General features: G+C 71.8%; 13 protein-coding genes. 8 read left to right on the plus strand and 5 right to left on the minus strand.

The window, feature by feature from the left end:
• The first annotated feature begins 23 nt into the window (after positions 1 to 23).
• From ACQF4J_RS44230 to ACQF4J_RS44240, 3 genes are all read left to right on the plus strand, one after another.
• Positions 24 to 1,244: a beta-ketoacyl-[acyl-carrier-protein] synthase family protein gene (locus ACQF4J_RS44230; RefSeq protein ID WP_351573665.1), complete on the plus strand. Its 1,221-nt coding sequence runs from the start codon at positions 24 to 26 to the stop codon at positions 1,242 to 1,244.
• Positions 1,245 to 1,317: 73 nt separating this feature from the next.
• Positions 1,318 to 1,869 (plus strand): NADPH-dependent F420 reductase, encoded by a 552-nt coding sequence (locus tag ACQF4J_RS44235; protein WP_351573661.1) that lies wholly within the window; start codon positions 1,318 to 1,320, stop codon positions 1,867 to 1,869.
• 685 nt (positions 1,870 to 2,554) lie between these two features.
• Positions 2,555 to 5,338, plus strand: coding sequence for a protein kinase domain-containing protein (locus ACQF4J_RS44240; RefSeq protein ID WP_427168331.1), 2,784 nt, complete (start codon positions 2,555 to 2,557; stop codon positions 5,336 to 5,338).
• 164 nt (positions 5,339 to 5,502) lie between these two features.
• Here the strand turns inward: ACQF4J_RS44240 and ACQF4J_RS44245 are convergent, their stop codons facing one another.
• The gene (locus ACQF4J_RS44245) at positions 5,503 to 6,147 is read right to left on the minus strand and encodes an MBL fold metallo-hydrolase (protein WP_351573648.1); all 645 of its coding nucleotides are present in this window, start codon (positions 6,145 to 6,147) and stop codon (positions 5,503 to 5,505) included.
• A 150-nt stretch (positions 6,148 to 6,297) separates the two neighbouring features.
• Between ACQF4J_RS44245 and ACQF4J_RS44250 the strand changes: the two genes are divergently transcribed.
• From ACQF4J_RS44250 to ACQF4J_RS44270, 5 genes are all read left to right on the plus strand, one after another.
• Positions 6,298 to 6,723 carry a MarR family winged helix-turn-helix transcriptional regulator gene (locus ACQF4J_RS44250; RefSeq protein ID WP_351804004.1) on the plus strand — a complete coding sequence of 142 codons (426 nt, stop codon included), beginning with the start codon at positions 6,298 to 6,300 and terminating at the stop codon, positions 6,721 to 6,723.
• A gap of 152 nt (positions 6,724 to 6,875) precedes the next feature.
• Positions 6,876 to 7,286 (plus strand): PepSY domain-containing protein, encoded by a 411-nt coding sequence (locus ACQF4J_RS44255; RefSeq protein WP_351573642.1) that lies wholly within the window; start codon positions 6,876 to 6,878, stop codon positions 7,284 to 7,286.
• 226 nt (positions 7,287 to 7,512) lie between these two features.
• A complete protein-coding gene (locus tag ACQF4J_RS44260) occupies positions 7,513 to 8,244 on the plus strand; it encodes a response regulator transcription factor (RefSeq protein ID WP_351573640.1) in 732 nt (243 codons plus the stop codon).
• Positions 8,241 to 9,680 carry a sensor histidine kinase gene (locus tag ACQF4J_RS44265; RefSeq protein ID WP_427168332.1) on the plus strand — a complete coding sequence of 480 codons (1,440 nt, stop codon included), beginning with the start codon at positions 8,241 to 8,243 and terminating at the stop codon, positions 9,678 to 9,680. The genes ACQF4J_RS44260 and ACQF4J_RS44265 overlap by 4 nt, the downstream gene beginning before the upstream one ends.
• A 175-nt stretch (positions 9,681 to 9,855) precedes the next feature.
• Entirely contained in the window at positions 9,856 to 10,662 is an 807-nt protein-coding gene (locus tag ACQF4J_RS44270) for a class I SAM-dependent methyltransferase (RefSeq protein ID WP_427168333.1), read from the plus strand.
• Here ACQF4J_RS44270 and ACQF4J_RS44275 read toward each other — a convergent pair.
• The 4 genes from ACQF4J_RS44275 to ACQF4J_RS44290 form a co-directional block, all read right to left on the minus strand.
• Positions 10,629 to 10,895, minus strand: coding sequence for a hypothetical protein (locus ACQF4J_RS44275; protein ID WP_427168334.1), 267 nt, complete (start codon positions 10,893 to 10,895; stop codon positions 10,629 to 10,631). The two genes, ACQF4J_RS44270 and ACQF4J_RS44275, sit on opposite strands and share 34 nt — an antisense overlap.
• Positions 10,896 to 10,956: 61 nt before the next feature.
• On the minus strand, positions 10,957 to 12,360 hold the full coding sequence (locus tag ACQF4J_RS44280) for a sensor histidine kinase (RefSeq protein ID WP_427168335.1): 1,404 nt from the start codon (positions 12,358 to 12,360) through the stop codon (positions 10,957 to 10,959).
• Positions 12,357 to 13,046 (minus strand): response regulator transcription factor, encoded by a 690-nt coding sequence (locus ACQF4J_RS44285; RefSeq protein ID WP_427168336.1) that lies wholly within the window; start codon positions 13,044 to 13,046, stop codon positions 12,357 to 12,359. The genes ACQF4J_RS44280 and ACQF4J_RS44285 overlap by 4 nt, the downstream gene beginning before the upstream one ends.
• Before the next feature lie 138 nt (positions 13,047 to 13,184).
• A complete protein-coding gene (locus tag ACQF4J_RS44290; protein ID WP_427168337.1) occupies positions 13,185 to 13,412 on the minus strand; it encodes a hypothetical protein in 228 nt (75 codons plus the stop codon).
• Between the last annotated feature and the right edge of the window lie 189 nt (positions 13,413 to 13,601).

Consider the following 13,601-nt stretch of genomic DNA (forward strand, 5'->3'; position numbering starts at 1 on the left):
GCAGACACGGAAAGGAACAGCGGATGAACCGGCACGAGGGGGTGCTCGTGACGGGGCTGGGCGCCCTCACACCACTGGGCGGGAGCGCGGCCGAGTCGTGGCAGGGCCTGCTCGAGCAACGCTCAGGCATACGACACCTGCCCGAGGACTGGCCGGAGGACCCGCCCGTGCGGATCGCCGGAACGGTGACCACGGACCCGGTGGAGGTGCTCGGCCGGGTGCACGCCCGCAAACTCGACCGGGGGGAACAACTGGCGGTCGCGGCCGCCCGCGAGGCGTTCCAGGACGCGGGAAAGCCCTCGGTGGAACCCGAACGACTTGCTGTGGTCGTCGGCACCGGCATCGGGGGCGTGCTCAGCGCCCTCGGGCAGGACGACCTGTACGAGCGGTCGGGGACGCGCAAGCTGTCCTCGTACGCGGTGCCGATGCTGATGCCGAACGGGCCGGCCGCCTGGGTCAGCATGGACATGGGGGCGCGGGCCGGGGCGCGCGCACCGGTCAGCGCCTGCGCCGCGGGGGCGGAGTCGCTCGCCCTGGGGATGGACCTGATCAGGCTGGGCCGGGCCGACGTGGTGATCGCCGGGGGCACCGAGGCATGCCTGCACCCGTTCCTGGTGGCGGCGTTCACGCAGATGAAGGCGCTGTCGCAGCAGGGCGGAGATCCGGCGGCGGTCTCGCGGCCGTTCGACGCGGCCCGTTCGGGCTTCGTCATGGCCGAGGGCGCCGCGGTCATGGTCCTGGAGCGGGCCGACTTCGCCCGGGCTCGGGGGGCCCGCGTCTACGGCACGCTGGCGGGCGCCGCCGTCAACTCCAGCGCCCGGCACATCTCGGCGTCCGACAGCGAGGGCCAGGTACTGGCGATACGGGCGGCACTGCGGGACGCGGGCCTGGCACCGGACGACATCGGGCACGTGCACGCGCACGCCACCTCCACCCCCGGCGGTGACCTCGCCGAGGCCGAGGCGGTGGCGAAGGCGATCGGCCCGCACCCGGCGGTGACCGCGACGAAATCGATGACCGGTCACATGCTCGGTGCCTCGGGGGCCTTCGGAGCGATGTCCGCACTCCTGGCACTGCACCACGGGGTGGTCCCGGCCACCCTCAACCTGGACGAGCCCGATCCGCGCGTCGGGTTGGACGTGGTCGCCGGGCACAACCGCACGATCGGCCTGGACGCGGCCGTCGCCAACTCCTTCGGATTCGGAGGGCACAACGTCAGCCTGGTGCTGACGCGCACGGCATGAGACAGCGGTGACGTCGGCCCGGTGCTGACGCGCACGGCATGAGACAGCGGTGACAACGGGGGAGAGCAGCATCATGACGACGATCGGTGTTCTGGGCACGGGCGGCATCGCCGGCGCGCTCGCGACGATGTTCGGCCGGGCCGGCCACGAGGTGCGGACCGGGCAGGGCAGGGAGGTCGTGGCGGAGTCGGCCGTGGTGATCCCCGCCGTGCTCGGTGTGCAGGGCGCGGTGCAGCGGCTCAGGCCCTGCCGGCCCGGGCTGCGCGGGAAGATCCTGGTGGACATCACCAACCCGTTCACGGGCGGCCACCTCGACTTCGTCGGGCCCTGGGCGGCGGGTGGGGCACAGGACCTCGCGATGGCGTTCCCCGAGGCCCGCTTGGTGGGAGCGTTCAAGAACGTGTGGTGGGAGACGTTCGACGGGGGACCCGAGTCGATGGCCCCGGTCATCCGTGTGATCTCGGACGACGAGGGGGCCAAGGAGATCTTCTTACGACTGTGCGCGTCCACCCCGTTCACCTTCGCCGACGCGGGCGGCCTCGCCCAGGCCCACCGGGTGGAACGGATGGCGCTGTCGGGGGAGGGAGCCGCGGGCGCCCTCGCCAGGGACGCCGTACGGGTGTGACGGCCTGGGCGTAGTCGCGGACGGGAGCCCCGGGCGGGACGGCGACCTGTCCGCGGCTCTTCAGAGGCCGCACGGACAGGTGATGTGGTGATCAATCGGCAGCACGACAGGCACGGCGGCTGAGCATCACCACGACTCCTGTTCATGGACGGCATCTGGATGAGACGGGAGCGCCCCGCGGCGGATTCGGCCGAAGGCGCGCGATTGATCCCGAGGGCGAGGCCCCGGCCGCCCCGCACCACCACCTGCCCGGGCACCCCGACGTACAACACGAGTGCGGTGCTCTTGGGGTTGGAAGGCCCCATCGGGGGCCGGAGCGGTGAGTATCTCCGCCGGCTGGGCGGTCAGGTTCTCGGGATACCCATACAAAAGCGGCTGACGCACGCCGACGTCGGAGGCCACGAGCACCGCGCGGGAACGCTCACGGTCGGACAGGAGGGGTGACGCGGCTGCAGCGGGGGCGCGTTCATCAGGGTCCTCGCACGGTGCCTCGACATCGGACGGGCAGAGCGTCTGCGATGAGCTCGTTTCACCCCATGTCCCCAACAGGGGCAAGGCGCGAACGTCATCCAGAAATGATCCCGGAAGCGATCAGTTCGAGTCAGAGTTTGGGTAGCTTGGAGCGGCACGAATGTCCGTGCGCGTGACGCGGGTTTGCGCTTCGACCCTGGAGGGTGGCTCTGTGGTGAAGTGGGGCAGGCGCAAGGCGAAGGAGTCCTCACTTTCCGGGCGCCTTCCGCAACCACCGGCCGACAGCGCAGCGGCGGCCGAGCAGGCGGGTCTGCAGGGGAATGCCGCCGAGGCCGCGAGCCGCTACGAGGCCGCAGTCTCCGAAGCCGTACGCGAGTTCGGGCCGGAGGCCGTCGAGACGCTGGCGCTGCGCCATCAACTGGCCCACTGGACGGGCGAGTCGGGTCGACCCGAGAACGCGGTGGAACTGTTCGCCCGACTGCTCGCGGACCGGGAGAGGCTCCAGGGACCTCACCACCAGGACTCCGAACTGGCTCGGCACCAGCTGGCGCACTGGTATGGCAGGGCCGGCCGTTTTCAGGAGGCGGTGCAGCGTTACGAGATCATGAGACGGGTGGCCGTACAACAGGGCCGCCCCGCCACGGCGTTGTCGCTCATGTGCGAGGTCGGCTACTGGCAGCGGCAGGCCGGTGACACCGCGGCCGCGCTGCGCACGTTCGCCGAGATGCTGCGCAGCGCGCAGCAGGAGCTCGGGCCGACGCACGAGCTGACCGGAATCGCCCGCCAGCGCTATGCGGAGCTGGCCGGCGATCTTCCCTTCGGCAATGAGGGCGGTCACGACGGTCTGCAGAACCTCATCGCGGCGGCGGCCGAAGTGGAGGCGTCCGGTGACTTCCGTCGGGCCGGGCGCTTGTACGGGCAGATAGCGGCCCAGTCCGAGGAGCTTTACGGACGAGCGAGTTCCCAGACTCTCTCCGCGCGCGTCGCGCAGGCCAAGGCCGCCGTGAACGCGGGGGAGCACGCGGAGGCTGCCGACTGCTTCGACGCGGTCCTGGCCTGCATGGAACTACAGGGGCGGGGGCCGGGAACCCGCGAGTACGAGATCCTCCGCGGCCAGCGGGAAGAACTGGCCCGCAGCGCCGGACGCGTCACCTTCCGCATCGGGCAGCGGACCGGAACACTTTTGGCGCAGAACGTGCAGGCCGCGCCCGGGACCGCCTGCGGCGTGCTGGCCCGTCGGCCGGAAGCCTCGCATGCCACCGGTCTCGCTGCCGTCATCGACGGCACGGGCGACCATGCGCCGGCCGAGGTGACTGTGGAGCAGTGGGCGGCCGTGATACGTCACTTGGCCGCGCAACGGTACGAGGCGATGGCCCTCTACTTCGCCCGCGCGGACCGCCAACCCACGGCACGGGAAGCGGAGATGTGCGAGCAGTTGGGGCTGCTCGGAGTGTACGTGTCGTGCATGAGCTCCGAGAACGTGGAGGTCGACGCCTACGCCTTCACGGGAACCGAACCCGTGTACGCGCCAGTCGTCGTCGTTCCGGAGGAGCCGGACGCCGTGCAGCAGGCAGCCGCCCAACCGGTGCGCGGCGGGGTGGCGTTCCACCCGGGAGCCGAAGCGCTCGGGCAGTGGCGGGACGTGGGCCGCGCGCGGCCCACCAAGGACGCGGACGGACCGTCGGCGTTCGGCACGTACGAGGTGCTGGAGCGCGTCGGGCGGGGCGGGTTCGGCGACGTCTATCTCTGCCAGGACCCCGACGGTCTGATGGTCGCGGTGAAGACCCTGCACGCGCAGTACGCGCATGTCCCCTCGATCAAGCAGGGCTTCGCCCACGAGGTCCGGGCGGCCCAGCGGGTCAGCGGACGCTTCACCGTGCCGGTGATCGCCGCCGACCCCGGTGGTGACACGCCGTGGATGGCGGTGCCGTATGTGGCCGCCCCCTCGCTGCAGGAACTCCTCGAGAACTGCGGCGAACTGGACGAGCCGACCGTACGCGGCCTTGGGGCCGGGATAGCTGTTGCCCTGACCGCCATCCATGCGCAGGGCATCGTTCACCTCGATCTGAAGCCCGGCAACGTCCTGCTCACGGCGGACGGGCCGCGCGTCATCGACTTCGGCATCGCCCAGATCGAGCGGCTCACCGAGCCGCGCCGCGGGTTCGCCGGAACCTACGCCTACGCCTCTCCTGAGCAGTTGCGCGAGCAGCCGGTCTTCACACCGGCCAGCGACGTGTTCTCCCTCGGCACCGTTGTGGCCCGGCTGGCCCTCGGGCACAGCCCCTGGGGCGAGGACACGGCGACCGTGGTCGCCAACATCCGGGCCGGCACACCGGAGCTGCGGGGGCTGCCGGCCGGGCTGCACGACGTGGTGCGGTCGTGTCTGCACCTGGATCCGGCTCGGCGGCCGACGCCCGGCGAGGTGGCCGAAGCCCTGGTCCCCGGGGCGGCAGCGGGCGAGGTCGGCCCTCTTCCGCTGTCCCAGGAGGCTCAGAACCTCGTCGCCGCGCACGCCACGATGCCCGCCACCCGCTTCTACAAGACGCTCGCCTACACCAGCGAGACGCCAGAGGACGACTCCGCGGCGACGCGCCCGCTGCCGACCGGTGAGCTCGCCGCCACTGTTGCCGAGGGCGCGCGGGAAGACGGTGACCGGCATGCCGTGCCGTCCGGCGAGGCGCACCCCGCCCGCGCCGCCGGAGACCTCGAAGCCCGGATTCATGCCTGGGAGCGAGAGGGGGACGGCAGATCGATGACGCAGACGCGTCGCGAGTGCGGCGCGTTCCTGGAGGAGGCGCGTACCCGTCTCGGTGCGGCTCACCCGCTGACGCTACGACTGCGGGTCTCGCACGCCATGCTCGGCTTCGACCAGCCCGGCGGGGTGGCGCACGCCGAGAAGGTGATACGGGAAGCCGCCGCGCACCTCGGTGAAGGGCATCCCACCGTCCGCGACGCCTACGCGCTGCTGGCCGTGGTGAAGTCGAACGGAGCCCAGTGAGAAATCGAGGAGTCGTGGCCGTCGCTGCCGGCCGGGACACGACGGACCTGGCCGCCGACGTGGGTGTCCTGGGCGCCGGCGGTCGTGCCGACTGGGACGCGCATGCGTCTGCCGGACTCGCGTGAGCCGTGGGGCGCGCGTGAGCCGAACCCCGTTGTCGGCTGTCACAGCTGGACGGAGGTGCCGGGCGCCAGGAGGTCCAGCGGGGTCCCGGTCAGGCCCTGCTCACCGAGGATTCGGGCGGTGGACTGCTGGCCGAGGTCGCTGAGCATGAGCTCGTGGATCTGGATGACGCGCTCGGGCTTGACGGCGCGGACGTAGTCGGCCGCTTCGCCGAGCTTCGTCCACGGGCCGCTGGTCGGCAGCAGGAGGGTACGTACGGGAGCGTCGGGTGCGAAGTAGGCGTCGCCGGGGTGGTAGAGGGCTCCGTCGTCGAGGAGGTAGCCGACGTTGTCGGGGCACGGGATGTCGGCGTGGATCAGCGCGTGGCGGTGGCCATGGACGCCGGCGGTGATGGAGCCGACGGTGAGGGTGTCGCCCGCGGCCACGGCGTGGACGCGGCCGCCGTTGCTGCCGAGGGTGGCCGCGACGGCGGCTGTGCAGTAGACCTGCAGTTCAGGCTGGGCCGCGAGAGCGGCGGCGACGAGCTTCTCGTCGAAGTGGTCGAAGTGTTCATGGGTGATCAGGACGGCTTGAGCCTGTGCGACGGCCTCCGCCGCGTCCGGAGTGAAGGTGCCGGGGTCGATGACCAGGCGGGTGTCGTCCTTCTCGACCGTGACGCAGGCGTGGGCGTGCTTGGTGAGCTTCACAGGGAGTCCTTCGGGGGAGTCCTTCGGGGGAGTCCTTCGCGGGTGAACCATTTCCTACAACTTAACTGTACACCCAGCCTGTGTACCTCGAACCGGTGACGTGGAGCCAGGCTGTACGGTTTTGTTGTGAAGCGCGGACAGAGTGATGCCATGGACGACAGCCAGCTGGCTGAAGAACTTCGCCTGGCCATCGGCCAACTCGTGCGCACTGTGCGTACCGCCGACACGATGCCCCCCGGCGAGGCCGCCGTCCTGGGCTACCTGGACCGCAGCGGCCCGATGACCACCGCCGACGTCGCCCAGCAGCGCGGGGTCAGCCATCAGTCGGTCGCCAAGGCGGTCAAGGAACTCCTCGCTCAGGGCCTCGTACAGGCGGAGGCGCACCCCAGTGACGGGCGCAAGCTCTTGCTCCACCTCACGTCCGCGGGACGCGGCCGCCTGGACGAGGAGCGCCAAAGGCGTGCCGGCTGGCTCGGTGCCGCGATCAACGACGCCCTCGATCCCGATGAACGGAAGACGCTTGCGGCGGCGGTGCCCCTGCTGTCACGCCTGACCGAACACCTGAAGGGCAGGTAGAAGCGGAACATTGGCAATCTGCTGGTCTCTCGCTCTCCGTTTGCTGGGCTGCCTCTCGACAGGGGGTTCCTAGTGTCGTGGACGTCCCCCGGAGGCCCGGTCCACGAGGTCTCCGAACTCGCAAGCGACACCCAGCGTTTGGAGACTTCCCGATGCGTGTTCTGCCCCGTCGTGCCCTGCTCGCCGCTCCCGCCGCCGTGCTGATGTTCTCGCTGGTCGCCTGTGGCGGGTCCGATTCGGGCTCCGACAACTCCAAGGCCGCGGACACCCAGCAGTCGGCCCGGAGTGCGGGCGGCGCCGAGGCCGACGGCGCGGGTGGCGACACCGACGACAGGAAGGAGCCGCCGCTGACCGGGGACACCAAGCAGAAGGCCGAGGCCGCCGCGCTCGCCAAGTACCCGGGAACGGTGGTGAAGTCCGAGGAGGACGCGGAGAAGCCGGGCATGTACGCCGTGGAGGTCAAGCAGTCGGACGGCACCTCGATCGAGGTCTACCTCGACAAGTCCTTCACGGTCACCGACACCAAGAAGGAGGGCACCGAGGAGACCGAGGACGCCGGCTGACGACGGCGGAGTGAACCGCTCGGAGGCACTGCCTCGGTGACGGCCGACTCCCTGTCGGATACCGCCGCCTGTGGTCACCGCCGTCGCCCCTGTCGTCCGGCCGGGCACCCCCTGCACCGTGCGGCCGGACGACACCCGCGCGCCCTTCATCCGCTCGCCTACCGGTCCCAGGCGGCTTTCCTTGAACCCTCCAACTCCCCTTGTACGGCTGTGCGAGCCTGGCACCATGCGCCTGCTGCTCATCGAAGACGACGAACGAATCGCCGCACCCCTCACCGAAGGACTCGGGCGCTACGGCTTCACCGTGGACCACGTCCGCACCGGCGCCGCCGGCCTCGCCGACACCACCGCGGCACCGGACCTGGTGCTACTGGATCTCGGACTGCCCGACATGGACGGTCTGGACGTCTGCCGCAGCCTGCGGGCCCGTTCCGCCGTCCCCATCATCATGATCACCGCACGGGGTGAGGAAGCCGACCGGATCGTCGGCCTCGAACTCGGCGCGGACGACTACCTCGCCAAGCCCTTCGGCGTACGGGAACTGATCGCCCGTATCCGCGCTGTCACCCGCCGCGCCGCGGCACCGGCGTACGCGCCGCACGGGCCCGCACAGACGCCCGACACGCGGCAGACGGCCTCCGACGCACAGGCGTTGGGACCGCTGTCCATCAGCCGCCGCACCCGCGAGGTCCACCTCGCCGGTCAGCAAGTGGCTCTGACACCGAGGGAGTTCGACCTACTGTCCTACCTCGCCGAGGACCCCGGCACGGTGTACTCGCGCCAGCAGATCATGGACACGGTGTGGGACCCGCACTTCTTCGGCCCCACCAAAACCCTGGACGCCCACGTGGCCGCACTGCGCCGCAAGCTCGGCGACCCCGGCTGGATCACCACCGCCCGCGGGGTCGGCTTCCGCCTCACCCTCCCGGACAACGACCCCTCGCAGGCGGCCGGATGACCCGCCGTCTGATGCTCAGCTACCTCGTCCTGACCCTGCTCGTCCTGGCCGTCCTGGAGATCCCGCTCGGCATCATCTACGCCCGCGGCGAGACCTCCCGCGCCTCCCAGCGGGTCGAACGCGACGCCGCCATGCTCGCCGAGATCACCGAAGAGAACATCGAAAAGGGCCAGCTCGACGTGCTGCCCGACGTGGCCGGCGAATACGCCGAGCGCACCGGCGGCCACGTCGTCGTCACCGACAAGCGCGGCATCGTCCTCGCCGACTCCGACCCCCTCGGCACCACCGGCATCAACCTCACCGGTCAGCCGGACATCGCCCGCGCCCTGAACAACCAGCCGACCGTCACCACCACCGTCGACGGCAACGGCACGGACGTCCTGTCGGCCACCGTGCCCGGCGCCTCGGGCACCACCATCCGCGGCACACTGCGCCTGACCTACCCCCTCGACCAGGTCACCACCCGCGTCCACCGCGTCTGGAGCGCCCTCGCACTGGCCGGAGCGTGCATCCTCACCGCTGTCGGCCTGGTCGCCTTCAGCGTCGCCCGGTGGATCACCCGCCCCCTGCGCACCCTGGAAGCCGCCACCGCCCAGCTCGCCGACGGTCATCTGGACAACCCGCCCGACGCCACCACCGGACCGCCCGAACTGCGCAGCCTGGCCGCCTCGTTCACCCACACCGCCACCCGCCTGCAGCACCTCCTCAAGGCACAGCAGGCGTTCGCCTCCGAAGCCTCCCACCAGCTGAAGACCCCACTGACCGCGCTGCGGCTGAGGCTGGAGAACTTCGAGCCCTACCTCGACCAGCGGGCCCACGCCGGCCTCGACGAGGCCGTCGGCGAGGTCGAACGCCTCGGCCGCATGGTCCAGGGCCTGCTCGCCCTCGCCCGGCTGGAGAACGCCGCGACCACTCCCGAACCCGTCGACCTGGACGCCGTCCTCACCGACCGGGCCGCCATGTGGGAGTCCCTCGCCGCCGAACAGTTCGTGACCATCGACCTCACCGGTGCGCCCGTCGGGCATGTGTGGGCCATCCCCGGTGCGCTGGAGCAGATCATCGACAACCTGCTCGCCAACGCCCTGCGCGTCTCCCCACCGAGCACGACCATCACCGTCCACCGCACCCCCGGCACCCGACTCGACATCATCGACCAGGGTCCCGGCCTGAACGAAGCCGACCGCCGGCGCGCCTTCGACCGGTTCTGGCGCTCCTCCGACGCCCACCACGACGGAACCGGACTGGGCCTGCCCATCGTCCGCCACCTCGTCGACGCCTCCGGCGGCACCATCACCCTGCACCCCGCCCCCGGCACCGGCCTCGACGCCCGCATCCAACTACGACCCGCCCCCGCACCACCGCGCCCCCGTACCCCGGGCACCGACTTCCACTCGCCCCGTCCCGGCCGCCGAACCCAGACAGCCCATCAGGGGTAGCCACACCGCCGCCAGGGGCGCGTCGGCAGCCGTACGAAAATGATCGCCTGCCGGCAAGCCCGGGCGGGGTACAGTCCCAACTCCCGAACGATCACCCGGTGCCAGGACGGTGCCAGGACGGTGCCAGGACGGCGGCGGGACGGCGGCGGGACGGCGGCAGAGGGGGCTGACGGACATGGTGGACTTCGACGCGGCGGAACGGGACATCTGGTCCGGCAGGGCCGCGGCCTTCCGGGACAGCTTCGCCAAGCTCTGCGCCCACACGGCACCCGCACTGCTCGACGCGGCCGGCGTGGGACCGGGCACCCGGCTGCTCGACGTCGGCACGGGGATCGGCACCGTCGCCGCAGCGGCGAGCGCCCGCGGTGCGCGGGTGACCGCCGTCGACGCGGAGCCCGGCATGATCGAACTGGCCAGGCTCCAGGCGCCGGAAGCCGAATTCCACGAGGCCGTCCTTCCCGATCTGCCGTTCCCCGCCGACACCTTCGACGCGGTGGTGGCGAACTTCGTCGTCAACCACGTCGGTCGGCCCACCGCTGCCGTGCGGGCCATGCGTGAGGTGTGCCGCCCCGGCGGTCACGTCGCCGCGACGATCTGGTGCGTCCCCGCCGGTGCGGGACATGAACTCCTCGGCCGCGCCGTCCAGGAGGCCGGTGCGCGGCCACCGGAGGACGCGCCGCGGCTCGACCCGGCCGAGGAATTTCCGCGCACCGCCGAGGGGTTCGCGACCCTGTTCACCGCTGCCGGACTCGCCGACGTCTCCTGCACGCCGGTGACCTGGGATCACATCGCCTCGCCCGCGGAGTGGTGGAGCGGTGCGGCGGCCGGTGTGGGCATGATCGGTCAGACCGTCAGCCGGCAGACACCGGAGACGATCGTCCGGATCAAGGCGGCGTACGACGAGCTGGCCACGCAGTACGCCGGTCCGGACGGACGGCTGGTGCTGCGCTACCACGCGCTGCTGGCCCGCGGCGGGGCCTGAGGGCCGAGGTCCGACTGCTGCTGCGCCTGCCGTCGCGCCTGCCCTTGAAAGGTCCGGCCGTACCTGCCCTCGGCGATCCCCTGGACGACCTGGTCGACGGCCGTCCGCCGGGCGGTTTCGTCGGTCAGGGACAGGGCCCGGTCGAGGTCATTGCGCAGGCGTCGTGGCGCGTCCCGTTCCGCGTCGGTCGGGGTGCGGCGACGCATCGGCTTCTTCCCCCACGCACGTCTCATGCTGCTCCTCCTTCGCCCGGGGCCGTGGGCACGAGCATGCGCGCGTGGTCCTAAGCGGGTGTCAGGGGAGTGTTCGGGGCCTGTAAGGGGCATCGGGGTGCGACGGCAGCCGGACGGTGAAGCAGGCGCCGCCCTCGGGTGCCTCCCCCGAGGCGGTGATGGTGCCGCCCAGCCGGGTGGTCAGGCGGTGGGCGATGGCCAGGCCCAGGCCGCTGCCGACGGGCCGTATCCCGCGGTAGCGCTCGGTGAGGGCTCCGCGTTCGAAGGCGACCGCGATGTCGTCGTCGGTGAGGCCGGGGCCGCCGTCGCGGACCTCGAGCAGCGCGCCGGGACCGTCCGCGCGTACGGCCAGGACGAGGGGCTTTCCGGCCGGGGTGACGCGCAGCGCGTTCTCGGCGAGACCGTCGACGAGCTGCCGTACCCGGAAGCCGTCGGTGGTCAGAGGCAGCGGACGCGCCGGGCGCTCGACGCGGAAGTCCACCCCGTGTCGCGAGGAGCGGGCCGACCAGGCCTGTGCGGCCTCCGCCACCAGCGCGTCGAGGTCCACCTCGTCGGTGTCGAGGCGGAAGTCGTCGGCTTCCAGGCGAGCCAGGGCCAGCAGGTCGCCGACGAAGCGTTCCAGGCGTTCGATCTCGCCACGCAGGATGCGGCCGGCCTCGGGCACCTCGTCGCCGGTGACGACTTCGTCGGCGAGGGCCTCGGCATAGCCGCGTGCCGTGGTCAGCGGGGTGCGGATCTCGTGGGACACGGACAGCAGGAACTCCCGCTGCCGGTCCTCGCTGTGGGTCAGTGCCGCGTCCAGCGTGTTGAGCGCGCCGGCCAGCTCCGCCACCTCCGCCGGACCCTCGGCGGGGACGGTCAGCCCGCGTTCGCCCTCGGACAGGCGGTGCGCGGTCCGCGCGGCGGAGACGAGCGGGCGGGCCAGGCGGCGGGCCAGCAGCGCCCCGGCGAGGGCCGCGCCGGTCAGGCCCAGGACGAGCGGCAGCACGAGGCTGCCGCGCATCCGGTCGGTGGCCTGGTCGACGGCGCTCATCGGCTGGGTGAGGACCAGGCCGCCGCCGGTGGGCGTCGGCGCTCCCTCCACCAGCACCTCGCGGCCGTCGAGCCGTGCGGTCGTGGACAGCGCGTCCCCCGACAGCAGTACCTTGCGGCCTACGTCGTCCACCGCGGCCGCCGCCGGTCCGTCCACCGTGCCGGAGGGGCGGACGAGGGCGAGCCGGATGTCGTCGGCGCCGGCGATGCGCTCCTGCCGGTCGAGTATCCAGGAGGCCAGCGGCGGGGTTCGGGCGAGGACCTCGGCCTGGCGGGAGAGCTGCTCGCGTTCCTGGTTCTCGGCGTTGGTGCGGATGACCCGCCAGGCGAACAGCCCGGTCAGCACGACGGCGACGGCGGCGACGGCGGTGGTGAGCAGCACGATGCTCCCTGTCAGGGAGCCGTGCCGGCCGGGTCGGCGCAGGGCGGTCATCGGCCGTCGGCGTCCGTGACGGCGTAGCCGACCCCGCGGACGGTGCGCAGGGGGCTGGCGTCGCCGAGCTTGCCGCGCAGTTGGGAGACGTAGACGTCCATCACACGCGTGTCCCGGTAGCCGGCGTAACCCCAGACCTGGGCGAGCAGCTGCTCGCGGGTGAAGACCTGGCCGGGGTGCTGCATGAGGAAGGCGAGCAGGTTGAACTCGGTGGTCGTCAGCTCCACCGGCCGGTCGTCGACGTGCAGGGTGCGGCGGCCGGTGTCCAGGGCGAGGCGTCCGACCCGGCGTACCGGGTGGTGCTGCGGCCCGGCGGCGCGTCGCAGCAGGCTTTTCACGCGGGCGACCAGTTCCTGTGGAGAGAAGGGCTTGGTGAGGTAGTCGTCGCCGCCGAGCTCCAGGCCGAGGATGCGGTCGGTCACGTCGTCCCGGGCCGTCACGAACAGCACGGGCGTCCAGTCGCCCTCCTCGCGCAACTGCCGGCAGACCTCCATGCCGTCCATGCCGGGCAGCGCGATGTCCAGGACGACGGCGACCGGTCGCATACGGCGTACGGCGGCCAGCGCGGCGTCGCCGGTGCTCTCGACGTGCACGCCGAAGCCCTCCCGGCTCAGGTAGCGCCGCTGCAGGTCGGCGATGTTTCGCTCGTCCTCGACGACAAGGACGAGCCCCTTGCTCTCCGGCATGTGCCTCTCTTTCCCCAGCCCGGCCCTCGATGCTAACCACCTGCACCGGGCCTGAGCGTCCGCGCGAGCGGCCCTTACACGCCCCGAACATTCGTCGAACCTTCCGCTCGCAAGGCGCGGCCAAGCTGAGGCCGTCGATCAAGGGGAGGACCTCATGAACCGCACGCTCGGTGCCGCATCCCGCCGCACCACCACCGTCGCCCTGGCCGTCGCGTCCACCGGCGCCGTGGCCGTACTGGCCTGGACGGCGTCGGTGGCCCGGCCGGACACCACGACATCGGCCGGTTTCTCCACCACGGCGGTCGCCCTCGCCGACGCCGAAACGACCGGCTTCACCGGCGCCGCGTTCCGTCCTGTGCCGGGCATGCTGCCGGCGGACCTGCGAGCAGACCTGCGCGCGCTGCCCACCATGCAGCCGGAGCAGCGGCAGAAGGCGGCGGCGAAGATCTGGCATGCCGCGCTGGCCGGCGGCTACGGAACCCCGGTGAAAGTCCGCGCCGAGGCCGCGCAGCGCCACTTCCAAGCGCTGCCTACACAACTACGCCATGACATTGC

Origin of the sequence: Streptomyces sp. C1-1, assembly GCF_050214755.1 — a bacterium.
Classification (GTDB): domain Bacteria; phylum Actinomycetota; class Actinomycetes; order Streptomycetales; family Streptomycetaceae; genus Streptomyces.